We start from the raw sequence: 24,828 nt of genomic DNA on the forward strand, positions 1-24,828 counted from the left end.
GGGGCCGGTCGCGCCGCCCCGAGCCGACCGGTCCCGGGGCCCGGCGCTCGGCGGGCCGGGCCGGGGCGGGTGCCCACTCGGGCCCGCACCGGCGAGCCGCCCGCGACGCGACACCGTCGGGCCTGCTCGATCCGGCGGACCAGGCGGATCCACGCCGGGGCGAGGACGAGCCGGCGGCCGCGGACTGGCTGGCCTGGCTGCGGCAGGGCTGGCTCGGCCCGCTGGCGGTGGCGCTGGTCCTGGTGCTGCTGGGGATCGGTGGCTACGTGGTGCTGCGCGGCGGGGGCGGCGGCGGCGGGTCGCCCGCGGCGGCGAGCCCGTCGGCCGACGCCGCCCAGGGCCCGGCGACGACGAACCCCGACGCCCTGGTCGGCAGGGCGATGATCGACGGCAGCTGGCAGTGCCGCCTGATGACCGGGACGAGCCCGCTGACGCTGTCCAAGGATGTCGTCGGGGTGCTGGTCGTCGCCCGTACGGCGGGCGAGTACACCTGGCAGGGCACCGCCGGGCAGTACACGATCACGCCGGTGTCCGGCAACGACGGCGGGAATGTGATCGGCGACGTGAAGTTCACCAGCGGGCCGCTCAAGGATCTGTCCGCGGTGCACATCGCCAAGCCGGGCGCGGGAATCCGTGGCAAGGCGCAGGGCACGCTCGAACTCAAGGCGAGTGGTTCGGCACCACATCGATTCTGCGGAGTGAACTGAGAAGACCCGACCCTATGCCGACCGTAAGCAAATGCGGCAAAATGTCGGGTCCCTCCGGTTCGCCGCCGATGTGATCGACTCGACCGCGGACCCCGGTTGTCAGGTTTAAACCGCCGTGCGGCAGGATCAGGTGCCATGTTCAGGTCTGGTGGTATGGGTGGCTGGCGGAGCCCGGCCGCCGGTGACGACAAGGGCGCGTCCGGCGGGGTGGGTGGGCACCCGCCGGCCGTCCACCGGTCGGCTCTCGACCGGGCGCCGCTCGATCGGCGCAGCCTGCTGCGGTGGGCTGGGACGGCCGCGGTCGCGGCGCCGGCCGCCGGTGTGCTGGCCGCGTGCGGCGGCGGGTCCTCCTCAGGCGGCCAGCGCAAGATCCGAATCGGGTACGTTCTCCCACGTACCGGAGCCCTGGGGTCGTACAGCATCATCGACTCGTACGTCGTCGCGTCGATGCGCAGGATTCTCGCCGACGGCGTCAAGGTCGGCGGGCGCACCTATCCGGTGGAGATCTTCGTCCGGGACTCCGCGTCCGACCGGCACGGCGCCGGCATCGCGGCCACGGACCTGATCTTCAAGGACAAGGTCGACATCGTCCTGGCCGGCGGCACCTCGGACACGGCGATTCCGGTGGCCGACCAGTGCGAGATCAACCAGGTTCCCTGCATCTCGACGATCGCCCCGTGGCAGTCCTGGTGGTACGGGCGCGGCGGCAACGTCGACATGCCCTTCCACTGGACGTACCACTTTTACTGGGGCGTGGACGACGTCGTCGCCACCTATGTGGCGATGTGGCGTCAGCTGGGCGTCACCAAGGTGGGTCTTGTCTACCCCGAGGATGATGACGGTCGTGCATTCGCCAGCCAGGACTTCGGAATTCCCACGATCAGCCGGTTCAACTTTCAGGTGACCTCGCCGGGTCAGGCCGGCTTCCAGCCGGGGACCGACGCCTTCCGGGACTATGTGGAGCAGTTCAAGCAGGCCGGCGTCCAGAGCGTCGTCGGGGTGGCCCAGGCGGCGGACCTCGCGACCTTCCAGCGTCAGGTCCGTGCCGGGAACTTCACGCCGAAGGCACTGACGATGTCGAAGGCGCTGGACTTCCAGGAGGACGTCCGGGCGCTGGGGTCCAACGGGGACGCGCTGACCACCGACGTCGGCTGGTCGCCGTCGCACCCCTTCCGCAGCTCGCTGACCAACAGGACCTCCAGGGACCTGGCCAACGACTTCGCGACGACCCGGGGCCGTGGCTGGTCACCGACCCTCGGCTTCGTCTACGCGCTGTTCGAGGTCGCCGTGAAGGCGCTCGGCGGGGCCGCGTCGCTGGACCGGGAGGCCATCGTCGCCGCGATCCGGGAGGTCGACGCCCAGACGATCGTCGGGCCGGTGGCGTTCGGCTCCCAGCCGAACGTGCCCAAGAACGTGGCCAGAGTCGGCGTGGTCGGCGGCCAGTGGGACAAGAGCGACACCGACTTCGTACTCAAGATCGTGAATGACTCCGGCAACCCCCGGGTGCCGATGGACTCGCAGCTTCGGGCGCTGCCGGAGCAGGTCTAGGCCACCGGTGGCGGCTGGAAGCCGCCCACGCATGTGTGAGGGCCCGCAGGCAGCCGCCTGCGGGCCCTCACACATGTCGGGCCGTGCCCGTCGTACCGGGGCTGGGTGCGGGGGCTGCGCCGCCCGCACCCAGCCCCGCTGCCCGGACCCGTCACGGGGCCCGGGCAGCGGCCGGCTCAGGCCCGCGCCGCCGCCCGCGACATGGTGTGCTCGACCACCGCGATCAGCGCGCTCTTGGTCGAGTCACGGTTGCGGGCGTCGCAGGTGATGATCGGTACGGCGGGGTTGATCTGCAGCGCCTCGCGGACGTCCTCGATCGAGTGCCGCAGGATGCCGTCGAAGCAGTTGACGCCCACGACGAACGGCAGCTGGCGCTGCTCGAAGTAGTCGACGGCGGCGAAGCAGTCGGCGAGACGGCGGGTGTCGGCCAACACGATCGCCCCGATGGCACCCCGCACGATGTCGTCCCACATGAACCAGAAGCGGTACTGCCCAGGTGTCCCGAACAGGTACAGGATCAGGTCCTCGTCGAGGGAGACACGGCCGAAGTCCATCGCGACCGTCGTCGTGGTCTTGTCGGTGAGGTGCGTGAGGTCGTCGACGTGGGCGCCCGCCTCGGTCATGACGGCCTCGGTGCGCAGCGGGACGATCTCGGACACCGAGCCCACGAAGGTGGTCTTCCCGGCGCCGAACCCTCCCGCCACCACGATCTTCACCGAGGTCGTGGCGACGGCGGAGTTGACCCGCCTGTTGTCAGAGCTTTCGAAGGCCACTGAGAACCCTTTCGAGCAACGCGAGATCCGGTGCCTCGTCGCGGTCAGGCTGCTGGTGGACGCGGACGAATCCCTCGTCCGCCATGTCGCCTACCAGCACGCGGGCGACCCCCAGTGGGACCCGGAGCCCGGCGGCGATCTCCGCGATGGATCGCACCTGCCGGCACATGGCGGCGATGGTCTGTTGCTCAAGGTTGAGGGCGATGGCCCGCTCCTCGCCCAGCGGCGTCGTGAAGACGAGCGCCTCGATGGCGAGCTCATAGCGCGACCGAGTTCGCCCGCCGGTCATCGCGTAAGGACGGACGACCGGACCGGGCGCGCTCTCGGGATCGATACTCACCCTGACTCCCTGTGCTGCCGCCTAGTCACCGCGGAAGCGTCCCCTGCAGTTCGGCGCGCAGGGCCGGGGTGAGGACGTCCTTCGCCCGGCTGACCAGCAGTGCCATTTCATAGCCGACGAGGCCGATGTCGCACGACGGCGCGGCGAGGACGGCCATGCTCGCGCCGTCGCTGATCGCCATGATGAACAGGAAGCCGTGCTCCATCTCCACGACGGTCTGGGTCACACCGCCGGCCTCGAAGACCCGGGCGGCGCCCTGGGTGAGGCTCACCAGGCCAGAGGCCACCGCGGCGAGCTGGTCGGCCCGGTCCCGGGGGAAGCCGTCCGAGACGGCCAGCAACAGGCCGTCCGCGGATACGACCACCGTGTGGGCGACACCCGGGACACGGTCGACAAAGTTGTTGATCAACCAGTTGAGGTTCTGGGCATCAGAACTCACGGGTGTCACCGTTCCTCCTGCGCGTCACGTCGAGGGCTCCTCGTGGTGTCTACTCCGACATCACGTCCCTGCCGGACGCCCTGGTAGAAGCTGGCGAGCCGGCCACCGACAGCCTCGGGGGACCTGGTCGCGGTGTCAGCGGCGGGACGCCGGCGTGGCGCGGGTTCGGCGCTGCCGGGCACGAGATGGGTCATGGGAACTCGCACCGGTAGGCCCGAGCGTGTCACGCCACCCGCGGAGGGTTGGCGTGCTGCCTCGGCGGCCTGCCAGCCGGCGTCCCCGGGGGAGCTCCAGCCTCCCCCGGCCGGTGGCTGAGGTGCTGCCTGTGCTGCTGGTGGCTGCCCTGCCTGCTGGTAGGGCTGGGCCACCGCGGCGGGCTGGGCCGCCGCGGGCTGGGACTGCGGTCCGTTCTGCGCCGCGTAGGCGGGGGCCGGCGCGGCGGGCTCGACCGGCGGCACCGGGCGGGGCCCGATCAGCGGGTCGGCGCCCGGACGCCCCGGGGCGCGGTGCCCGAAGGCACCGCCGAGGCCCGGACGTCGCACCGGCGGCGCCGAGGCGGCCGCGGGCTCGGCGATGGGCCGCGCCGGCGGGGCCTGCCGCTGCAGTGCCGGTGCGGGCGTCGGCGCCTGGACGGAAGCCGCGGCCGGCGTGGGCACCTGCGGCGCCTGGGTGACCCGCGGCGACTGGGCCGGGGCCGCCGCGGCGACCTGGCCCGCCTGCGCCGCGGCCTCCTCAGCCGGGCTGCGCCGCTGGAACCAGGCGGACACCGAGTCGAAGATCGGGGACGTCTCGACGTCATCCGTCTCGAGCTCCGCCGCGTCCTGCTCGTCGGCGGACTCGGTGGACTCGGCGGTCTCCGTCGCCGGCTCCGGCGTCGCGAACCGGCCGGGGCCCGTCCGCGCCTGGGGTCCGGTGCTGCCGGCCCGCGGCCCGGTGGCCGCGTTGGGACGCGGCCGGGTCTGCGGGTCAGGTCGGTCCTCGGAACGCAGGAACACGCTGCCGGTGCGCGGCTCGGCGGGCTCGCCCGGCTCGACGCGCTCGACCCGCTGGATCGGCTCGGCCGGCGCCCGGTCCGCCTCCGGCGCGGGGCGGTCCCGCATGGGCAGGCGGGGCCCGGTGTCCGGCCGGTCCCGCGCGGCCGGCTCGGCGCCGGGGCGCGGCCGCGTCGGCCAGCGGTTGTCGCCGAAGGACATCGGGCTCGTCACGTCCGGGGCGGCGGGCTCGCGCTGAGCCGGGCCGCGCCGCTCGATGGTCTCGGTGTCCGGCGTCACGGCCGGCGGGGGCGTGGGGTGGTCGCCGGGGCCGGTCAGGCCCCGGTCGCGCGGTCCACCGAGGTCGATCTCCTGGCTGTCGAACGCGTGCGGGCCGGGCTGGCCGCGGTCAAGGCCGTTGTCGCCGCCACCGTTGCGTCCGTCGTTGCGTCCGTCGTTGCGTCCGCCCGGACCGTCCCGGCCGGGCGAGAACTGGTCGCGCCGGTCCGTCGTGGGCATCGGCCCCGTGCGGTCGGAGCCGAGCTGGGCTGCCATGGGGCCGGTGAGCGGGAACGGCCCGGTGGTCGGGAAGCGCCGCGGGCCGCTGGAGTCGTCGAAGAAGCCCTCCCGGGCCGGCGGCTCGGGGCCGGTGCGGTGCGCGCCGTTGCTGGAGCCGTTCGTCGAGCCGGCGGCCGCGAGGCCGCCCGCCCGCTCGCCGGTGTCCGGGCCGTGGCCGCCCGGCGCGCCAGGACGCTCGCCCGGCCCGATCGCCCGCTCGGCGCCGGTGGCCGGGCCGGCGGTGAGCGCGGGCGGGTCGGCGGGACGGGGCAGCGCGGGCGCCCGGCCCGGCCCGCTGGCGGCACTGTCGCCGGTCACGAGCTTCGCGGGCAGCCGGACGACCGCGGTGATGCCGCCCGAGGAGGATTCGCGCAGCTGGACGCGGATGCCGTGCCGACCGGCCAGCCGGCCGACCGCGAACAGACCCATCGTCCGGGACACCGAGACGTCCACGACCGGCGGGTTGGCCAGCCGCTCGTTGATGCGCTCGAGCTCCTTGGCGGGCATGCCGATGCCCTGGTCCTCGATCTCGATCATCGCCCCCGCGCCCGGTCCCAGCGAATGGCTGGTGACGAGCACGTCGGTGACCGGCGGCGAGTACGAGGTGGCGTTCTCCAGCAGCTCCGCGACCAGGTGGACGACGTCGCTGACACCGTTTCCGGCGATGGAGACCGGGGCGGCCGAGGTCTGCTTGACCCGGGTGTACTGCTCCACCTCGGAGATGGCCGCGAGGACCACCTCGTTGAGGGGAACGGGGTGGGTCCACCGGCGGGCGGTGTCCGTGCCGGCGAGGACCAGCAGGCTCTCGTTGTTCCGCCGCATTCGGGTGGCGAGGTGGTCGAGCTTGAACAGGTTGGCCAGCTGGTCGGGGTCCTGCTCGCGGTTCTCCAGGTCGTCGATCAGGCGGAGCTGGCGTTCCACCAGGCCCTGGCTGCGCCGGGAGAGGTTCACGAACATCGCGTTGACGTTGTTCCGCAGCGACGCCTGCTCGGAGGCCAGCCGGATCGCCTCGCGGTGGACCTCGTCGAAGGCCCGGGCGACTTCACCGACCTCCTCGTCGGTATCGATACCGACGGGTTCGATCGAGTCGTCGATGTCCTGGTCGGTGGAGTCACGCAGCCGGCGGACGGCGTCGGGGAGGCGGCGGTCGGCGATGTCGAGGGCCGCGGTCCGCAGGGCCAGCAGCGGCCGGACGAGCGAGCGGGCCACGATGAGCGCGGCCAGCAGGGCGGTGGCGAGGATGACCACGACGAGCAGACCGGACAGCAGCGCGCGCTGCTGGATGTCGCCCCGCAGGGTGCCCACGCGGTCGTCGACCAGCCCGAGCAGCTGTCCCGAGGCGTCGGCGCCCGCGTCGATCGCGTCCTGCGTCGAGCGGTTCCACTTCGTCGCCTCGACGGAGGACAGCGGCTGGTTGACGGGCGAGCCGAGCACGGTGTCGACGAAATTGTCGGTGTTCTCGATGTCGCCGTTGTTCTCGGCGTCGATTGTCGGCGTGTAGATGGCCAGCTGGGCCGGGCCGGCGACGTTCTCGAGGTTGTCGCGGAAGCGCGTCCGCTGGGTCTCGGCCGAGAGGAACTCCCGGAAGTCACCTTCGGTGAAGGGGCGGTTGCTGCCCTGGATGATGAGGCCGTAGATGAGTGACTGCTCCTGGGCCAGCAGTTCCGTGCCCGACATCAGGAAGAAGGCCGAGTTGACACCGTTGACGAGCTGCTCGTCGTCATTTCCCTGCGGGATGAGCTGGAGCAGGTCGATCAGCGAGTCGATGATCGGCTGATAGGCGATTTGGGCCGCTTTGGGGTCTACCAGCCTTTTGACCGTCAGCCGCTTGGCCGGCAGCGAGTCCATCCTCGTCTGTACATCGTCGAGCGCCTCGCGAACAGTACTACCGAACGAACCGCGCCGTCCGTTGGTCGACGACTTGTATGCCTGGTAGGCATCATTCACCTTCGTCTGGAGTGGCGGCAGCGAGTCGTTCCGGCGCATCGCGACCGGGCCGCTCGCGACGAGTCCGACGCTGTACGTCCGCTCCTGCTCCAGGGCATGCGCCAGGGTGACCGCGGACCTGCTGATCGTCGTGAGGTCGGCGACCCGGTTCACGTCGCGGGTGCTGGTGAGCGCCGAGCCCGCCGCGATCGACGAGTACGCCAGGATCGCCGCGACCGGCACGATCAGAATCGCGATCAGCTTGGTGCGAACTCGCCAGTTGGTGGGGTTGCTGGCGGCGCGACGAAGGCGTCCCAGGCCGGACCCCGTAGGATCCGGCGGCGCCGCGGAGCGATCGTCGCGCTGCCCGCCGTCTTCGTTGTCCACGGGCAAACCCGGCGCCGACGTCGGCTCCGCGTCTGCGGCGATGCCCGTGCTGCTGGCCATCGGTTGTCTGCGCACGTACCTTCGCAACCTCTCCGCCAGCCTCCCGGAACACGTCGTACCAGGATGGCTCGGTATCGGGCCCGGATGTCCCTTGCCAGGCACCATAGCGGTACGAAGTCGGCATCCGAAAGGCGCCTACCGTAAGCGCGTTCGCCGCCGTGTGCCAGTTGTGGACACAGCGCGCGGAGTCACCGTGCTGGTAACCGGTGTGAACGGCCACAAGGTAGGCGATCCCGACGGATGCGGATGTGTCCGCCGGTGGCACTCAAGGTGCAAAGCCCGGCATCTCCGGCATCCGCGACATCGGTCCTTACGGCGGTCCGGGGGCGCCCCCGATGGATCGCCCGTTCGGGCGAAACGCGCACTCCGTGCGCGGAACCCGCGGCGGCCGGTCCTCGACCGTGTCGGCAGGGCCGTGGAACCGGTGACGAGCGTACGCCGCGCCCGCCGGGCCGAGCCCCCGCCGCTGGCCGTCCCGCGCCTGGTCGGGGCCCTGGCGAGGCCCTGACGTGGGCCTGGCCCATCAGTGCCGGTGGGTCCGTAGGCTTGCGGGGTGAGCGACTTGCAGCGCAGCGATGCTGGTCACGGCGTGCAGTCGCGGGGGGCGGGCCAGAGTGCCGCCACCGCGACCATCCCGGGGCCGGCCCATGCGGTCGTCCCCGGCGCCGCGGGACGATCCGGCTACGACACCGTACTGGTGATCGACTTCGGCGCCCAGTACGCGCAGCTGATCGCCCGGCGGGTCCGGGAATGCCACGTGTACTCGGAGATCGTGCCCTGGGACATGCCTGTGGCGGACATCCTGGCGCGGCAACCGTCAGCACTGATCCTTTCTGGCGGCCCGAAGTCGGTGTACTCGCCTGGTGCGCCGCGCGTGGATGCCGCGTTGTTTGACACCGGGCTGCCGATTCTGGGTATCTGCTACGGCCATCAGGTGATGGCCCAGGCGCTGGCCGGCTCGGTCTCCCGGACCGGAACGGCCGAGTACGGAGCGACGCGTCTGTCGGTGACCGGCCCTGGTGTCCTGTTCGACGGCCTCCCGACGGCCCAGCAGGTGTGGATGTCCCACGGCGACTCGGTCACCGAGGCGCCGCCCGGCTTCCGGGTCACCGCGACCACGCCGTCGACCCCCGTCGCCGCCTTCGAGGACCCGGCGCGGCGGCTGTACGGCGTCCAGTTCCATCCGGAGGTCCTGCACAGCGAGCACGGCCTCGACGTGCTGCGCCGCTTTCTGCTGGCCGGTGCCGGCTGCCGGCCGACCTGGACGATGGTCAACATCGCCGACGAGGCGGTGGCGGCGGTGCGGGCTCAGGTCGGGGACGGCCGGCTGATCTGCGGGCTGTCCGGCGGGGTGGACTCCGCGGTCGCCGCGGCGGTCGTGCACCGCGCGGTCGGTGATGCCCTGACCTGCGTCTTCGTTGATCATGGCCTGCTGCGGGCGGGGGAGGCCGAGCAGGTCGAGCGCGACTTCGTCGCCTCCACCGGGGTGGAGCTGGTGCACGTCAAGGCGGCCGACCGGTTCGCCGCGGCGCTCGCCGGCGTCTGCGAGCCGGAACAGAAGCGGAAGATCATCGGGCGTGAGTTCATCCGGGTCTTCGAGGAGGCGGCGCGCGAGCTGGAGGCGCGGGCCGAGGCCGAGGGGGCGACGATCGAGCACCTGGTGCAGGGCACCCTGTACCCGGACGTGATCGAGTCGGGCTCGCCGACGGCCGCCAAGATCAAGTCTCACCACAACGTCGGGGGCCTGCCGGACGACCTCCAGTTCGGCCTGGTCGAACCGTTGCGCACGCTGTTCAAGGACGAGGTCCGCCGGCTCGGTGAGGAGCTCGGGCTGCCCGAGGAGATCGTCTGGCGCCAGCCGTTCCCCGGGCCCGGGCTCGCCGTGCGCATCATCGGCGAGGTCACCCCGGAGCGGCTGGAGATCGTCCGGGCGGCGGACGCGGTGGTGCGCGAGGAGATCCGTCGGGCCGGCCTGGACCGCGAGATCTGGCAGGTGTTCGCGGTGCTGCTCGGCGACGTGCGCTCGGTCGGCGTGCAGGGCGACGAGCGCACCTACGGCCACCCGGTGGTACTGCGCGCGGTGACGAGCGAGGACGCGATGACCGCGGACTGGGCGCGGCTGCCCTACGACCTGCTCGAACGCATCTCCAACCGGATCGTCAACGAGGTGGCGCAGGTCAACCGGGTCGTCTACGACATCACCTCGAAGCCGCCCGGCACGATCGAGTGGGAGTAGGCCCGACCGCTCGCAGGCCCGCCCACCCCTCACCGCGCGGCGGCGGGCGGGCCTCGGTTTGACGTTCCGCGATGGCGGGAGCAGTCTGGAGAGTGTGACCGTGCAGCAGATGGCCATTACCTAGGCGCGCACCCGACCACCGGGTCCGCGCGCCACGCCCTTCCGCCTTCCCGCGGGGGGCTTTTTTGTTGCCGCGGTCACGGTGAGGTGGCCGCATCGCCACCGGGAGAGGCGCCCTCATGACCGCACCAGCCGCAGGCGAGAAACCGACGTTCCCGGATCCGGGCCTGGACGCCGATCCGGGCCCGGCGGCGGATCCCGCGCTGGACGCGGATCCGGCGTGGTGGCTGCGCGAGAGCACCGCGGCGGCCCGGGTGCTCGACGGCGTCGCCCGGCGGACCAGAGTGGTGCGGGACGCCGGCCTGTCCGCCTCTCTCGGCGTGCCGGTCTGGCTCAAGTGCGAGCACGAGCAGCACACCGGGTCGTTCAAACTGCGCGGTGCCTACTACCGGGTGGCGACCGCCGCCCCCGCCACCCGCGCCCGCGGCGTCGTCGCGGCCAGCGCCGGCAACCACGCTCAGGGCGTCGCGTACGCGGCGGCGGTCTTCGGCGTGCCGGCGACGATCTTCGTGCCGGCCGGGGCGAACCCGGTCAAGGTGGCACGCACCCGCCGGCTCGGCGCGCGCGTCGAGGAGGTGCCCGGCGGGGTGGAGGCGGCGCTCGCCGCCGCGGCGTCCTACGCGGCGGCCGGCGGGCGGCTGCTGGTGCACCCGTTCGACGACCCGGCGGTGGTCGCCGGGCAGGGCACGATCGGCCTGGAGCTGCTCGACCAGGTGCCGGACCTCGGCACGGTTCTCGTCGGGGTCGGCGGCGGCGGCCTGGTCAGCGGCGTCGCCGCGGCGCTGCGGGCACGCCGGCCCGACGTGCGGGTGGTCGGCGTGCAGTCGGTCCTGGCGCCGGCGTTCGCCGCGTCGCTGCGGGCCGGCCGGCGTCTCGTCGCCGGCGTCGGTGCGGACCTGGCCGCCGCGCCGGGAGGGGACCCGGCTGCCGCCCGGCCGTGCCGGCGCCCGACGCTGCCGCGCCCGGCTGCGCCGACGCCGACGCCGACGCAGGCGCAGGCGCAGGCGCGGGGCACGATCGCCGACGGCATCGCCGTGCGGGAGCCCGGGCGGCTCACCCTCGCGCTCGCCAGGCGGCTGGTGGACGACGTGGTGACGGTCGACGAGGCCGCCCTCTGGGAGGCGATGTTCCTGCTGCGCCGGGCCGGGCACGCCGTGGAGCCGGCCGGGGCAGCGCCGGTCGCGGCGCTGCTGCGGTATCCCGGCGTCGCCCAGGGGCCGACGGTGGCCGTGCTGTCCGGCGGCAACCTCGATCCCGCGGTGGCGGCCCGGGTGGCGTCGCTGACGGCGCGCCTGGCCGACAACGCCGGCGTTGCGCGGACCACGGCCTGAGCTGGTCGCCTCGGTGGCAGGCCGCCGAGGTGATCAGGAATCGTAGCGCGCAGGCCCCGTCTCGAGGGCGGTTCGCGCGCTCGCTCGGCCGCCAGAACGAATTCAGAAGTGGGTATTCTGTCAGGTATGGGGAATCGACTGGTGAAGCGGGCGTTCCGCTACCGATTCCACCCGACCTCGGTGCAGGCCGAGAACCTTGAAAAAACCTTCGGTTGTGTACGCTAGGTGTACAATCGGGCCTTGGCTGAATGGTGCCGGGCCTGGTTCCAGGAGCAGCGTCGGATCGGTTGGGCCGAAACCGACAAGATGCTCACGGGGTGGAAACGCGATCCGGATACCTGTTGGCTTACCGGGCCGTCGAAGGGACCACTGCAGGCTACACTGCGGCACCTCCAGACCGCCTACGTGAATTTCTGGGAGAAGCGGGCCGGCTACCCCTCGTTCAAGAATAAGGGCAGGGCTGTCGACTCGGCGACGTACTTCCGGAAATGCTTTGCCTTCCGCGGCGGGCAGCTCACGCTGGCGAAGCAGGCCGAGCCGTTGGCGATCGTCTGGTCGAGACCGCTGCCCGACGGTGCGGATCCCTCGCAGGTGACGGTGTCCCGAAACGCTCGCGGCCAGTACCACGTCTCGATCGTGGTCGAGTGCCCGGTCGGTCCTGCCTGCGGTCGACGCGCAGGTCGGGCTGGACGCGGGGATCACCTCGCTGGTTACGCTGTCCACCGGGGAGAAGATCGGCAACCCGCGCCACGAGCGTCGGGATCGGGAGCGTCTGGCACGCGTTCAGCGGGAACTGTCCCGGAAGAAGAAAGGATCAGCGAACCGGGCCAAGGCGCGAATGAAGGTGGCCCGGATACACGGTCGCATCCGTGACCGGCGTCGGGATCATCTGCGCATGCTGTCCACGAGGATCATCCGCGAAAACCAAACGGTGGTCATCGAGGACCTGGCGGTCCGCGTCATGGTACGCAACCATGCGCTGGCCCGCGCGATCTCGGATGCGGGCTGGCGGGACCTGCGGTTCATGCTGGAATACAAGGGCGCCTGGTACGGACGGACGGTCGTCGCTGTCAGCGGATGGTATCCAGGTACCAGGTCCTGCTTGGCCTGCGGCGCGCTGGTCGCATCCCTGTCGCTACACACCCGGGAATGGACCTGCCGTTGCGGTGTGGTGCACGATCGGGATGTGAACGCGGCGAAGAACATTCTGGCCGCAGGGCTCGCGGTGGCAGCCTGCGGAGACGGAGTAGGACCACCCCGCTCTCAGCACGGGGAGGCATCTGTCGGTGAAGCAGGAAAACCCGCCCGCGAGGAAGGGAATCCTCGCCGTCAGGCCGGGGAGGAGGCCAACGTAGGGTGGCCTTGCGCGCGCCCCTCGGCCACGCTCCTCCGCGACCTGCCTGGCATCGAACGATCGAGGTCTGATGAGCACACTGTTCGGTGAGTCCCCCGGTGTCGTCGGCGCGTCCGCCGAGCGGGCCGGCGGCGTGCCCTATGACCTGTTCGGGCCGGCCGTGCTGGCGCCGCCGTCCGGCGGCCAGGCGCCCGGCGCCCCGCCCCGGCTCGACGCCGACGCCCTGCTGACGGGGCTCAACCCGCAGCAGCGGGCCGCCGTCGTGCACATCGGCGCGCCGCTGCTGGTCGTGGCCGGCGCCGGCTCCGGCAAGACCCGGGTGCTCGCCCACCGCATCGCCTACCTGCTGGCGGAGCGCGGGGTGCGGCCGGGGGAGATCCTCGCGATCACGTTCACGAACAAGGCCGCGGCCGAGATGCGCGAGCGGGTCGGCGCGCTCGTCGGCCCGCGGGCGCGGGCGATGTGGGTGAGCACGTTCCACTCGGCCTGCGTGCGGATCCTGCGCTCGGAGGCGAAGCGGCTGGGCTTCGGATCGTCGTTCTCCATCTACGACGCCGCGGACGCGCAGCGGCTGATCACCCTGGTCACCCGGGATCTGGATCTCGACCCGAAGCGGCATCCCGCCCGGGGCCTCGCCGCGCAGATCAGCAACCTGAAGAACGAGCTGATCGACTGGGAGGCCGCCCGCGACCGGGCGACCAGCCACGCCGAGCGCACCGTCGCCGAGGTGTACGCCGCCTACCAGCAGCGCCTCGCCCAGGCCAACGCGCTCGACTTCGACGATCTGATCATGACGACGGTGAACCTGCTGCAGGCGTTCCCCGACGTCGCCGAGCACTACCGCCGCCGTTTCCGCCACGTGCTGGTGGACGAGTACCAGGACACCAACCACGCGCAGTACGTCCTCGTCCGGGAACTCGTCGGCCAGCCGGCGCACGGCGGCGCCCGGGACGGCGGGCCGTCACCCGCGCTCCCGACCGCCGGTGTCGACGGGGCGGGCGCCGCCGGTGCCGCTGACGGCGCGGGTGCGGCCACGGGCGGTGGGGTGACCTGGGCGTCCGGGGCGGTCCCGCCGGGCGAGCTGTGCGTGGTCGGGGACGCGGACCAGTCGATCTACGCGTTCCGCGGGGCGAACATCCGCAACATCGTGGAGTTCGAGGAGGACTTCCCCGACGCCGCGGTGATCCTGCTGGAGCAGAACTACCGCTCCACCCAGACGATCCTGTCGGCCGCGAACGCGGTGATCGCCCGGAACAACCAGCGCAAGGCGAAGCGACTGTGGTCCGACGCCGGCGACGGCGAGAAGATCGTCGGCTTCGTCGCCGACAACGAGCACGACGAGGCCGCGTTCGTCGCCGAGGAGGTCGACCGGCTCACCGACGCCGGCCTCGCCCGCCCCGCGGACGTGGCGGTGTTCTACCGCACCAACGCGCAGAGCCGCGTCTTCGAGGAGATCTTCGTCCGGGTCGGGCTGCCCTACCGGGTCGTCGGCGGGGTCCGCTTCTACGAGCGCCGGGAGATCCGCGACCTGCTCGCCTACCTGCGGGTGCTGGTCAACCCGAGCGACACCGTCAACCTGCGCCGCATCCTCAACGTGCCGCGTCGGGGCATCGGGGACCGGGCCGAGGCGGCGCTCGCCGGGTTCGCGGAGGTCGAGCGGATCAGCTTCGCGCAGGTGCTGGAGCGGGTCGGCGAGGTCCCGGGCATCGCCACCCGTTCGGCGAAGGCGGTGCGCGAGTTCGCGGCGCTGCTCGGCGAGCTGCGGGCGGCCGAGGCGGACGGCCCGGTCGCCGTCGTCGAGGCGGTCCTCGAACGCACCGGTTACCTCGCCGAGCTGCTCGCCGAGGACACTGTCGAGAGCCAGGGCCGGGTGGAGAACCTGCAGGAGCTCGTCGGCGTCGTGCAGGAGTTCGTCGAGCGCAACCCCGAGGGCGGTCTCGGGGAGTTCCTCGAGCAGGTCTCCCTCGTCGCCGACGCCGACCAGGTCCCCACCGACGACGGCTCCGACGGTGTCGTCACCCTGATGACCCTGCACAGCGCGAAGGGGCTGGAGTTCCCCGTCGTGTTCCTCACCGGGCTGGAGGACGGCGTCTTCCCGCACATGCGGACCCTCGGCGACCCCACCCAGCTGGAGGAGGAGCGCAGGCTGGCCTACGTCGGGCTCACCCGCGCCCGGTCCCGGCTCTACCTGACCCGGTCGGTGGTCCGCAGTGCCTGGGGTCAGCCGGCCTACAATCCGCCGTCGCGGTTCCTCGGCGAGGTGCCCGACGCGCTGCTGGACTGGCGCCGCCTGGCCGAGGCGGCGCCCCCGCCGCCAGCTCGGGGCTGGGGCTCGCCGGATGGTCTCGCTGGCACGAACGGGGTCGGGCGCCCCGGCGGCGCCGACGGGTCCCGCGCAGCCGCCGGGGCAGGAGCGGGCGGGCGGCGGCCGCTACCGAACTCGCCGTTCGCCGGACGCGCCCGCCCGGCGGCGCGTCCCGTGGTCGAGCTGCGGACCGGTGACCGGGTGACGCACGACAGCTTCGGCCTCGGCGTCGTCGTTGCCGTCGGCGGGGTGGGGGACTCGGCCGAGGCGACGATCGACTTCGGCGCGAACGCCGGGACCAAACGGCTGCTGCTGCGCTACGCCCCCGTCGAGAAGCTCTGAGCGTGGCGGCGGCGGTGAGCCGTCGAGGAACTCCGAGCATTCCGGCCGTGCCGTCCCCGCCAGCCAGCCGGCGACCAGGTGGCACACCGCGCCGCTGAACGCCAGCGAGTGGTGACCGTGGCCCGGCACGGTCAGGTTCACGGCGGTCAGGTCGGGATGCCGCAGCGCGGCCTGCGCCGGGCGGACCACCGTGTCGAGCGCGGCCCCGACGGCGACGAAGCGGGTCCGGCAGTCGGGCGCCGGGCCGGCGAGGTCCGTGAGCAGCGGCGAGTCCGGCCGCAGCTGGGCGAGCAGCGGATACGGCAGCGCGCGGGGAACCAGCTCGGCGAGCCGGGTGCCGCCGTGCGGGGTGGCCAGGGTGATCAGCATGCTCACCCGCCGGTCGCCGCCCAGGCGCTGGACGTAGTACCGCGCCACCAGCCCGCCGAGGGAATGCGCGACGATCTGCACCCGGCCGTCGTCGCCGGCGGCCGCCGTCACCGCGGTCGCCAGCAGCCGGGCGCCGTCCTCGACGGACGCGGTGCGCAGCGGCAGCTCCACCGGCACCACTCGGCGCAGCCCGCGCCGGCGCAGGTCGTGGCGCAGCCGGGTGAACACCGAGCGGTTGTCGATGAGGCCGTGGACGAGCAGCACCGGGGTAGTCGCCGTGTCCGGAGCGCGGACCAGCAGGCCGCGCTGCAACGGCGGGAGCCGGCCGAGGGAGTAGGCGTCGTCGCGGTGGGCCCGTCGCCGCAGCGCGGCCGCCGGGTACAGCGCCAGATGCGTCGCGATGCCCGCGGTCTCCATGGCGAGGCCGCGGGCGCTCGCGGGCGTTGCCCGCAGACCCGCGGCGATCGCCCGCCGGCGCCCGGCGGGTGCCGGCGGTGATGGCGGACTGTCGATGGTGGATCACCCTCCTGCTCGCTGCCCGGCGGGCCGCCGGCCCGGCCCCGGGGCGCCCGGCGCCCGGGCGGGCGTGGGCGTCCCGGGCCGATCCGACATGGCCGGACCCGTCCGGACAACGCAAGGAGATTACAGACTGTCACGCAATCCTGTCGACCAACGGGCTCGACGGTGCCGGCGCCGTCGGGCCGGATCCTGTCGGCTCACGGCTGTGAGCAGCAGGTTGGCGGCCCGCGCGATCGCCGCCGGATCGGTGCCGGCCAGCAGGTGGTCGGCGAAGCCGAGGCGACGCAGGTCCACCGGGCGCAGCCCGGCCGCGTCAGCGGCACGCTCCGCCGGCAGGCGCAGGGTCGCGCCGGCACCCTCCGGGGACAGTGCGGTGAAGTAGCTGTCGGGCGTCATGGCGACCACGTCGGTGACGGCGGCGGCGAGCGCGCCACCCGAGCCACCCTCACCGTGCACGATCGACACGGTCGGTGACGGGCAGGCGAGCACCGCCGCCATCGCGTCCCCGATCGCGGCGGCGATGCCCGCGGCCTCGGCGGGCGCGCCCGAGGCGGCGCCCGGGGTGTCGACCAGGGTGATCAGTCCGATGCCCAGCTTGCCCGCCAGCCGGGCGGCCCGGGTGAGCAGGCGGTAGCCGTCCGGCCCCGGGGCCGACGCCCGCATGGCACCGACGGCCACGACCACCACCCGCCGCCCGCCCGCAGCGGCAACGCCGCCCGGCGCGCCGTCCGGGATCCCGCCGTCCGGGGCCGCGCTGTTCGCCCTTCCGGTGCTCGGGTTGCCGCTGTTCGCAACCGCGCCGGGCGGCCAGCCGGTGGCGAGGACGCCGATCCGCGCGGCGACGCACGGATCGGGTCCGGCGAGGTCGATGCCGTCGGGCAGCAGGACCCGCAGCAGCGTGGCGCCGTCCGGGCGCGGCGTGTCGCGGGCCGCGCGCACCTGCTCCCAGCCGGACCTGCCGGCGAGCCGCGTCGCCGTCACCTCGTCGACGGTGACGCCGTCCACGCCGTCCATGGGCATCGGCGCGGCGGGGTGGGGAGACAGCGCGGTCAGGGCGCGGCGCAGCCAGTCCTCGACCGTCTCCGGGGCCAGGACGGCGTCGACGAGGCCGGCGGCGCGGGCGGACTCCGCGTGGTGACTGCCCGGCGGCGGTGGCGTGCCGGTCATCGCCGCCACCACCCGGGGGCCGGAGAAGCCGACCGTCGAGCCCGCCACGGCGCAGCGCAGGTCGCACCGCGAGCCGATGGTCACCCAGACCCCGCCGGTGGTCGGCTGGTCGGCGACGGCGAGATGACCGATCCCCTCGTCGTCCAGCGCGGCCAGGGCCAGCGCGGCGCGGGGCAGACCGACCAGCCCGGCGACCCCCTCCTGCAACCGGGTGCCACCGCTGCGCAGGAAGGAGACGAGCGGCCGACGGGTCGCGAGCGCCGTCGCCGCGGCTTCGGTGAAGCTGGCGGCATCCGCCTCGCCGAAGCTCCCGCCGTGCACGGAGAAGTCCCAGGCGGCCGCGACCGCCGGGACTCCCGCGATCAGGCCGTCACCCCACCGCAGTGCCGGCCGTCCGTCGTAGTCCGGCCAGCCCAGGCGGTTGGCCGAGGGGCGGCTGGCGGGCCGTGGCGTGATGCCCGCGAGCAGCCGCGTTCGCCAGTCGGCCGACGTGCGCGCCCCGGGTCGACTGTCGCTGTCCATGACCGCATCCTGATCCGCGGTCGTGGTCGCGGGCCCCGGAGCAAGGCCGGTGTCACAGGACACGCCGCATCGAGGCGTGCACGGGCGGCGCCAGGGGCGATGCTCGGGGGATCCATCATCACGGATGGAAAGGGATATACGTGACGAACAGTGCTGGCTGCCTCCCGGCAGGACACGACATACCCTTTGGTGCACAGTCCCCTGAGTGGGTGGGTGCCGGCACCGGACCCGCGAGTACACCCGCGAGAACAGTGGAGTGAGGAGAGCGATGCTCACACCGCTGCTGGAGGACGATCCCCGTCAGATCGGCCCGTACCGGCTGCAGAACCGGATCGGTGCCGGGGGGATGGGAACCGTCTACCTCGGCTTCACCCCGCAGCAGCGCGCCGTCGCGGTGAAGGTCGCCGCCGAGGAACTCGCCGAGGACGCGGAGTTCCGCAGCCGGTTCGAGCGCGAGGTGCGCGCCGCGCTGCGGGTGCGGGGCAACGCGGTCGCCGCGGTGCTCGACGCCGACACCGAGGCGCCGGTGCCGTGGATGGTCACCGAGTACGTCGAGGGCATCAGCCTGGCCGCCGCGGTCCAGGCCCGGGTGCGCCTCGAGAGCCACCTGGTCCGGGGGCTCGCGGTCGGGCTCGCCGACGCGCTGGTCGCCATCCATGCCGCGGGCGTGGTGCATCGCGACCTCAAGCCCTCCAACATCCTGCTGGCCTGGGACGGGCCCAAGGTCATCGACTTCGGGGTGGCCCACCTCACCGACAGCAGCACCCTGACTCGGACCGGTCATGTGATCGGGACGCTGGCCTGGATGTCGCCCGAGCAGATGCGCGGGGAGCCGTCGGACTCGTCGGCGGACATCTTCGCCTGGGCCAGTTGCGTGACCTACGCGGCGACCGGGCGGCATCCCTTCCACGCCGAGACCCCTGACAAGCTCGCCCTGCGCGTGCAGCGCGACACCCCCGACCTGGACGCGGTGCCCGCCTACCTGCTCTCGCTGGTGGCCAGGGCGCTGTCCAAGGTCCCCCGGCAACGGCCGACCGCGTCGGCGCTGCTCGCCTCGCTGGTCGGCCGGGTCGTCGAAGGTGTCACCGAGGCGGACGCCGCCGCCGGCGACGTCCTCGAGCGCACCTGGACGGGCAGCGGGCAGGTGATGAACGAGGTGGTCACGGCCCTTCCCGCCCCCGGGCCGGCCGGTCTCGGCGCCGGCCCGCCGGCCGACCACGGCGCGCCGGGGCAGGAGGAGTCGGCGGCTCGTCCCGGCCCGGCGCCGAGCGGGGCCGGCGGTGGCTCGGGGTGGGCACCGGCGGTGGCCGGGCCCGGTCCGGCGCGGGGGCCCAGGCCGATCGGTGTACCGCCGCCGGCCTCGGCCTTCCGTCCCGCGATCGCCACTCCACCGCCGCCGACTCCGATCCCGCCACCCCCGCCGGTGCACCGGTCCCGACTGACCCCGTTGTCGCCGCCCGCACCGGCGCCGGCTCCGGCGGCCAGTTCCGGGCCGACCACAACGGCGGTCCCCGGTGCCCGGCGGCGGGACCGACCGCCGGCGGCGGCCTCGGGTTCGTCGGGCTCCGGGGGTTCGTCGGGCTCCGGGGGTTCGTCGGGCTTCGCGGGTTCGTCGGGATCCGCCGACCACGGACCGTCGGTCGTCTCCCGCTGGACCTACGACGTCGACGAGCCGGACCCGCGGGCGCCGGTCCGCCCGCCGTCCGCGCCGCGGCCCGAGCGGCGCGCGAGCGACGACGGCTGGCTGGAGGAACGGGAGCGCCGGCCGGCCGCCGCGGCGAACTCGACCGAGGACACGATCCGGCCGCCGGATCCGACGCCGCCGTCGCGCCCTCCGGATCCGTCCACGTTCGGCGTGGGCCGCCCGCCCGCGCCGCCGCACCAGCCGCCCCCGTCGGCGCCGTCGCCGGGCCGCCGCCGTCGCGCCGGGCTGCCCGCCGTCCGGCCGTCCGGCAGCGTTCACCCAGCGCGCGCCGCCCACCAGGCCCGTCCGGCTCCGCCGCGCGGCGCGTCGGCCCGAGGCACGGACCCGCTGCCCCCGGCGCTGGCGGCGCCGCCCGCCCGGCCGGCGCTCCCGCGGCCGGCCGCACCGCCGCAGGCTCCGCTGCCACCCTTTCCGCTTCCACCGACCCCGCCGCCCCCGGTTCTGCCGCCGCCGGCGTCGCTGGCACCGGCATCGCCGGCACCGGCCTCGGAGCCGGCCGTCCGGGTTCCCGGCGCGGGTGCCGAACCGGTGTCGCTCGGCGCGGCCGGCGAGTCCCGTCGCCTCTTCCCGCCGACCACCCCGGTGGAGCAGGGGCTCAACGGGAGGGCGCTGCTGTCCGTGGTGCTGGCCCTGGGCTGGCTGTTCGGGCTGGGCAGCGTCGCCGCCGTGGTGGTCGGCTCGGTCGCCCGGGCCGAGATCCGCCGGCACAACCAGCGGGGCTGGCGGCTCGCGTCCGTGGGGATCGGACTGGGCTGGACGGGAATCGGGCTGACGGCCACCAGCCTGCTCGTCGTTCTCGCGCTGCGATGAACAGCCGGCCTTCCGCGGGAGCCGCCGGCGGCTCGACCACGATCGGTGTCGTTGCGCTGTGATTTCTGGCATATGTTCGCCGGTCGGTGCCGTGACATCCGACACGAAAGATCACGGTGCCGCGCGCGCTGGTCACGCTCAGCGTCAGGCTCGCTGGTCGCGCGCGTGCGGCGGCAGGCGCGCCCATCAGCCGCAGTGCGTGATCGGCCACCGTATTTGTCCCGTATCGGGGGGCCTGACGTGGGCCGGGGGCGCGCGGGGCGTGATCGCGGACCCTGCCGGTGGCGCTCGTCGAGGCTCGTCCGGCCGGGTGCCGCCGGGGATTCGGCCGGTTTCGGCGGCACCGCGCGTGACGCGCGCCGTAACCAGCTCGTCAGTAGGCTCGCAGGCGTTCTGTGCAGCCCTACGCAACCCGCGTAGCCCTGTACAGCTCGTGTGGCCCTACGCAACCCGCGTAGCCCTGCCCAGCCGTATAGCTCTGCACAGCTCGTGTAGCTCTGCGCAGCCCGTGTAGCCCTACGCAACCCGACCCGTATCGATCGCATCCGACTGGACGGACCGTGGATCTCTTCGAATACCAGGCGAAGAAGCTGTTCGCCGAACATGGCGTTCCGGTGCCCACCGGGAAGACGGCGACCACTCCCGAGGAGGCGCGAGCGATCGCCACCGAACTCGGCGGCAAGGTGGTCGTCAAAGCTCAGGTCAAGACCGGCGGCCGAGGCAAGGCCGGCGGCGTCAAGGTCGCCGACGGACCGGACGACGCCTTCGCCAAGGCGTCGGCGATCCTCGGGATGGACATCAAGGGCCATACGGTCCACTCGGTGCTCGTCGAGGAGGCCAGCAACATCGCGGAGGAGTACTACGCCTCCTTCCTCCTCGACCGGGCGAACCGCACGTTCCTCGCCATGGCCTCCCGTGAGGGCGGCATGGAGATCGAGGAGGTGGCCGCGACCAAGCCCGAGGCGCTGGCCCGCATCCTCATCGACCCGCTGACCGGCGTCGACGCCGCCAAGGCCCGCGAGATCGCGATCGCCGCGAAGCTGCCCGAGGCCGCCCTCGACGGCGCGACCGAGCTGCTGGCGAAGCTGTGGACCGTCTTCGTGAAGTCGGACGCCACGCTGGTCGAGGTCAACCCGCTGATCCTCACCGGGGACGGCCGTGTCGTCGCGCTCGACGGCAAGGTCAGCCTGGACGAGAACGCCGGCTTCCGCCACCCCGAGCACGAGGCGTTCGTCGACGTCTCGGCGGTGGACCCGCTGGAGCAGAAGGCCAAGGAGAAGGGCCTCAACTACGTCAAGCTGACGGGTGAGGTCGGGATCATCGGCAACGGTGCCGGCCTCGTCATGTCGACGCTGGACGTGGTGACCTACGCCGGCGAGGAGTTCGGCGGCAAGCGCCCGGCGAACTTCCTCGACATCGGCGGCGGCGCGTCCGCCGAGGTGATGGCGAACGGCCTGTCGATCATCCTGGGCGACCCGTCGGTCAAGAGCGTCTTCGTCAACATCTTCGGCGGTATCACCTCGTGTGACGCGGTGGCCAACGGCATCATCCAGGCCCTGAAGATCGTCGGCGACGTCACCACCCCGCTGGTGGTGCGCCTCGACGGCAACAACGCCGAGGAAGGCCGCCGCATTCTCGCGGAGGCGAACCTCCCGGTGGTCAAGCCGGTCGACACGATGGACGGCGCGGCGAAGCTCGCCGCCGAGCTCGCCGCGGCCGCGGCCTGACCAGGGCGAAGGGAACTCGAAGCAATGGCTATCTGGCTTGACGAGAACAGCCGGGTGGTGGTGCAGGGCATCACCGGCTCGGAGGGTGCGAAGCACACCAAGCGGATGCTGGCCGCCGGCACGAACGTCGTCGCCGGCGTCAACGCCCGCAAGGTCGGCCAGCAGGTCGAGGGCGTGCCGGTGTTCGGCTCCGTCACCGACGCCATCGCGCAGACCGGCGCGAACGTCTCGGTGATCTTCGTTCCGCCGAAGTTCACCAAGGACGCCGCCATCGAGGCGATCGACGCGGCGATCCCGCTCGCCGTCGTCATCACCGAAGGCGTGCCGGTCCACGACACGACCGAGTTCTTCGCCTACTCGCAGTCGAAGGGCACGACCCGGATCATCGGGCCGAACTGTCCGGGCATCGCGAGCCCCGGCGTGTCCAACGCCGGCATCATCCCGGCGGACATCACCCCCGGCGGCCGCATCGGCCTGGTCAGCAAGTCCGGCACGCTGACCTACCAGATGATGTACGAGCTGCGCGAGTTCGGCTTCTCGACCTGCGTCGGCATCGGCGGTGACCCGGTCATCGGGACCACCCACATCGACGCGCTCGACGCCTTCCAGGCCGACCCGGGCACCGACGCCATCGTCATGATCGGCGAGATCGGCGGCGACGCCGAGGAGCGGGCCGCGGCGCACATCGAGGCGCACGTGACCAAGCCGGTCGTCGGCTACGTCGCCGGCTTCACCGCGCCGGAGGGCAAGACGATGGGCCACGCGGGCGCGATCGTGTCCGGCTCGTCCGGTACCGCCCAGGCCAAGAAGGAAGCCCTGGAGAAGGCCGGTGTGCGGGTGGGCAAGACCCCCTCGGAGACAGCCCGCCTGATGGCTGACATCATGCGGTCGTTGTAGATCTGTCCGGATGATGGGCCCGCCGCCCGCGGCGGTTCGTCGTACGGACGGTCCAGGGGGCGTGGGTTGTGGGGGATGAGGGTTGGACGTACCTTCCCTCATCTCCCCATGACTGCGAGACTCCTGCATCGGCGGGCCGGCGCCAGACGCCGGCCCGCCGACCGACCAGACGAAGTGGGGTTACCGTCGTGGCACAGATCGGCGGTCGTAACGTTGCGACCAACGACATCGGGGTGATCGCCTCCGGGGCGGTCATGTTCATCGTGAGTTTTCTGCCGTGGTACTCCGTGACCCTGTCGTTCTTCGGGCAGTCCAGATCAGCCCATGAGAACGGCTGGGGCCTCGGCTTCAACTCGTGGTTCCCGGTGTTGCTGGTACTCGCGGTCGCCGGTGTGCTCGCCGGACGCCTGTTCGCGAACCTGCGTATCCCGGACCTGGGGCCGGTCTCGGCGCTGTGGGTGCTTCCCGGCGTCTCGGCGCTCGCGGTCCTCCTCCTGATCATCCGGTGGATCCGGTTCCCCGACGTCCCGTCGGGCGTGGACGCCGGCCCGAGCGTCGGGTTCTACCTCGCGATCGTCGCCGCCCTCGCCCAGACCGTCTTCGGCGTGCTGGCGGCGCTGGCGGCCGGGGCTCCGATTCCCGGGCGCGGCGGCCCCGGCACTCCCGGCGGCTGGCAGCCGCCGTCCGGCCAGCCGCCCTACGGCCAGCCCTACGGCCAGCAGCCGACCCCGGGTCACCCCGGCGCGACCGGCCCCTATGGACAGCAGCCCGGCCAGGGCGGTTACGGCCAGCCGCAGCAGGGTGGCGGCTACGGTCAGCCGCCGACCGGTGGTGGTTACGGTCAGCAGCAGGGTGGTGGCTACGGCCAGCCACCGACCGGTGGTGGTTACGGCCAGCCGCAGCAAGGTGGTGGCTACGGTCAGCCGCCGACCGGTGGTGGTTACGGTCAGCAGCAGGGCGGCGGCTACGGCCAGCAGCAGCCCGGGTATGGCCAGCAGCCTGGCTACGGTCAGCAGCCGCCGCCCGGTTACGGTCAGCCGCCCGCCGGCGGTCGCTGACGCCGCGGATCCCGGGCGGGACCCCGGGGTGCGTCGTCACCTGGCCGCCCGTATCTCGCCGAACCGGGCCTTTCGGGCGCGGGAGTATTTCTCGGTCGGTGGACGGCGTGTTGTCCCGGATGGGCAGCGACCGCGTGCGAGCGTCCTAACGTGCCCGCCTTCCACCGCCCCGGGTCCGCCCGGCGCTTCGCAGACCGCCTGTGGCAGCGGGCCGGCCGGCCCGCTGTAGCCGCGATCGCGGCGTCGGCCGCCGGCCTGATCTTCATCGAGGTCGTGGTCCTGGTCGTCTGGGGCGCGGATACCGGATCGTCGACCGGTCCCGCCGCCGCGCTGCGGGTGGGCGCCGATCTGTGGCTCGTCGCCCACGGCGCGACGCTGCGGCTGCCGGACGGGATCATTGCCTTCCGCCCGCTCGGTCTCGCCCTGTTTCCCCTGGCCGCAGCCCTGAGCGCGGCACATCGCCGGGCGGCGGCCGTCCCGGTGTGGACGGCCCCGCTGCCCGGGCGGCCCTCCGGCGTGCAGGGGGGTGGCCGGGCGGCGGGCGCTACCGGAAAGGGCGCCGCCGGTACGGACGCCGCCGGCAGCGGTCCCGGCGGCAGGGCCGCGGGCGGGAAGCCGGCTGTCGGGACGCCCGCCGCCGGCGGTGCGGCGCAGGCC

The 24,828-nt window shown here is 73.2% G+C and carries 16 protein-coding genes and 2 pseudogenes; 12 read left to right on the forward strand and 6 right to left on the reverse strand.

Annotated features, from left to right (window positions below; translation table 11 throughout):
* Positions 1-707: pseudogene (locus AC6EXY_RS30810) on the forward strand (hypothetical protein); the annotation flags it as partial.
* Positions 708-842: 135 nt separating this feature from the next.
* Positions 843-2,255: an ABC transporter substrate-binding protein gene (locus tag AC6EXY_RS30815; RefSeq protein WP_101831716.1), complete on the forward strand. Its 1,413-nt coding sequence runs from the start codon at positions 843-845 to the stop codon at positions 2,253-2,255.
* 176 nt (positions 2,256-2,431) lie between these two features.
* Here the strand turns inward: AC6EXY_RS30815 and AC6EXY_RS30820 are convergent, their stop codons facing one another.
* The 4 genes from AC6EXY_RS30820 to AC6EXY_RS30835 are packed head-to-tail and all read right to left on the reverse strand — an operon-like array spanning position 2,432 to position 7,709.
* Positions 2,432-3,028: a GTP-binding protein gene (locus AC6EXY_RS30820; protein WP_101831715.1), complete on the reverse strand. Its 597-nt coding sequence runs from the start codon at positions 3,026-3,028 to the stop codon at positions 2,432-2,434.
* Positions 3,009-3,368, reverse strand: a complete 360-nt coding sequence (locus tag AC6EXY_RS30825) for a DUF742 domain-containing protein (RefSeq protein WP_101831714.1) — start codon at positions 3,366-3,368, stop codon at positions 3,009-3,011. The genes AC6EXY_RS30820 and AC6EXY_RS30825 overlap by 20 nt, the downstream gene beginning before the upstream one ends.
* A gap of 25 nt (positions 3,369-3,393) precedes the next feature.
* Positions 3,394-3,816, reverse strand: coding sequence for a roadblock/LC7 domain-containing protein (locus AC6EXY_RS30830; protein WP_101831713.1), 423 nt, complete (start codon positions 3,814-3,816; stop codon positions 3,394-3,396).
* Positions 3,813-7,709 (reverse strand): sensor histidine kinase, encoded by a 3,897-nt coding sequence (locus AC6EXY_RS30835; RefSeq protein WP_499818793.1) that lies wholly within the window; start codon positions 7,707-7,709, stop codon positions 3,813-3,815. Before AC6EXY_RS30835 ends, AC6EXY_RS30830 begins: the two co-directional genes overlap by 4 nt.
* 631 nt (positions 7,710-8,340) lie before the next feature.
* Here AC6EXY_RS30835 and guaA point away from each other — a divergent pair.
* The 5 genes from guaA to pcrA all read left to right on the forward strand — a co-directional run bounded on the left by guaA (position 8,341) and on the right by pcrA (position 15,397).
* The gene (gene guaA / locus AC6EXY_RS30840; protein WP_101831726.1) at positions 8,341-9,945 is read left to right on the forward strand and encodes a glutamine-hydrolyzing GMP synthase; all 1,605 of its coding nucleotides are present in this window, start codon (positions 8,341-8,343) and stop codon (positions 9,943-9,945) included.
* A gap of 239 nt (positions 9,946-10,184) precedes the next feature.
* Positions 10,185-11,396 (forward strand): threonine ammonia-lyase, encoded by a 1,212-nt coding sequence (locus tag AC6EXY_RS30845; protein WP_101831711.1) that lies wholly within the window; start codon positions 10,185-10,187, stop codon positions 11,394-11,396.
* A 126-nt stretch (positions 11,397-11,522) separates the two neighbouring features.
* The gene (locus AC6EXY_RS30850) at positions 11,523-11,621 is read left to right on the forward strand and encodes a helix-turn-helix domain-containing protein (RefSeq protein WP_480014330.1); all 99 of its coding nucleotides are present in this window, start codon (positions 11,523-11,525) and stop codon (positions 11,619-11,621) included.
* A gap of 490 nt (positions 11,622-12,111) precedes the next feature.
* Positions 12,112-12,840, forward strand: coding sequence for an RNA-guided endonuclease TnpB family protein (locus tag AC6EXY_RS30855; RefSeq protein ID WP_499842446.1), 729 nt, complete (start codon positions 12,112-12,114; stop codon positions 12,838-12,840).
* Entirely contained in the window at positions 12,821-15,397 is a 2,577-nt protein-coding gene (pcrA, locus tag AC6EXY_RS30860) for a DNA helicase PcrA (protein ID WP_101831710.1), read from the forward strand. The genes AC6EXY_RS30855 and pcrA overlap by 20 nt, the downstream gene beginning before the upstream one ends.
* Positions 15,398-15,730: 333 nt before the next feature.
* Here pcrA and AC6EXY_RS30865 read toward each other — a convergent pair.
* Positions 15,731-16,183 (reverse strand): annotated as a pseudogene (locus AC6EXY_RS30865) (esterase/lipase family protein); the annotation flags it as partial.
* A gap of 225 nt (positions 16,184-16,408) precedes the next feature.
* The gene (locus AC6EXY_RS30870; RefSeq protein WP_499818792.1) at positions 16,409-17,974 is read right to left on the reverse strand and encodes a carboxyl transferase domain-containing protein; all 1,566 of its coding nucleotides are present in this window, start codon (positions 17,972-17,974) and stop codon (positions 16,409-16,411) included.
* 268 nt (positions 17,975-18,242) lie between these two features.
* Here AC6EXY_RS30870 and AC6EXY_RS30875 point away from each other — a divergent pair, with 268 nt between their 5' ends.
* The 5 genes from AC6EXY_RS30875 to AC6EXY_RS30895 form a co-directional block, all read left to right on the forward strand.
* Positions 18,243-20,489, forward strand: a complete 2,247-nt coding sequence (locus AC6EXY_RS30875) for a protein kinase domain-containing protein (protein ID WP_499842444.1) — start codon at positions 18,243-18,245, stop codon at positions 20,487-20,489.
* 560 nt (positions 20,490-21,049) lie between these two features.
* A complete protein-coding gene (gene sucC, locus AC6EXY_RS30880) occupies positions 21,050-22,216 on the forward strand; it encodes an ADP-forming succinate--CoA ligase subunit beta (protein ID WP_101831707.1) in 1,167 nt (388 codons plus the stop codon).
* Between the two features lie 24 nt (positions 22,217-22,240).
* The gene (gene sucD, locus AC6EXY_RS30885) at positions 22,241-23,113 is read left to right on the forward strand and encodes a succinate--CoA ligase subunit alpha (protein ID WP_101831706.1); all 873 of its coding nucleotides are present in this window, start codon (positions 22,241-22,243) and stop codon (positions 23,111-23,113) included.
* 188 nt (positions 23,114-23,301) lie between these two features.
* Positions 23,302-24,171 carry a hypothetical protein gene (locus AC6EXY_RS30890; RefSeq protein WP_499818986.1) on the forward strand — a complete coding sequence of 290 codons (870 nt, stop codon included), beginning with the start codon at positions 23,302-23,304 and terminating at the stop codon, positions 24,169-24,171.
* A 150-nt stretch (positions 24,172-24,321) separates the two neighbouring features.
* Positions 24,322-24,828 (forward strand): cell division protein PerM (locus tag AC6EXY_RS30895; protein ID WP_499842445.1); only part of this gene is annotated, 507 nt, incomplete at its 3' end.

Source organism: Frankia sp. RB5 (genome assembly GCF_059816245.1).

Bases quoted from the DNA above. Each gene is read 5' to 3' on its own strand.
- pcrA (WP_101831710.1), top strand. From the start codon at position 12,821: ATGAGCACACTGTTCGGTGAGTCCCCCGGTGTCGTCGGCGCGTCCGCC.
- AC6EXY_RS30815 (WP_101831716.1), top strand. From the start codon at position 843: ATGTTCAGGTCTGGTGGTATGGGTGGCTGGCGGAGCCCGGCCGCCGGT.
- AC6EXY_RS30850 (WP_480014330.1), top strand. From the start codon at position 11,523: ATGGGGAATCGACTGGTGAAGCGGGCGTTCCGCTACCGATTCCACCCG.
- sucD (WP_101831706.1), top strand. From the start codon at position 22,241: ATGGCTATCTGGCTTGACGAGAACAGCCGGGTGGTGGTGCAGGGCATC.
- AC6EXY_RS30870 (WP_499818792.1), bottom strand. From the start codon at position 17,974: ATGGACAGCGACAGTCGACCCGGGGCGCGCACGTCGGCCGACTGGCGA.
- AC6EXY_RS30875 (WP_499842444.1), top strand. From the start codon at position 18,243: ATGCTCACACCGCTGCTGGAGGACGATCCCCGTCAGATCGGCCCGTAC.
- AC6EXY_RS30845 (WP_101831711.1), top strand. From the start codon at position 10,185: ATGACCGCACCAGCCGCAGGCGAGAAACCGACGTTCCCGGATCCGGGC.
- AC6EXY_RS30835 (WP_499818793.1), bottom strand. From the start codon at position 7,709: ATGGCCAGCAGCACGGGCATCGCCGCAGACGCGGAGCCGACGTCGGCG.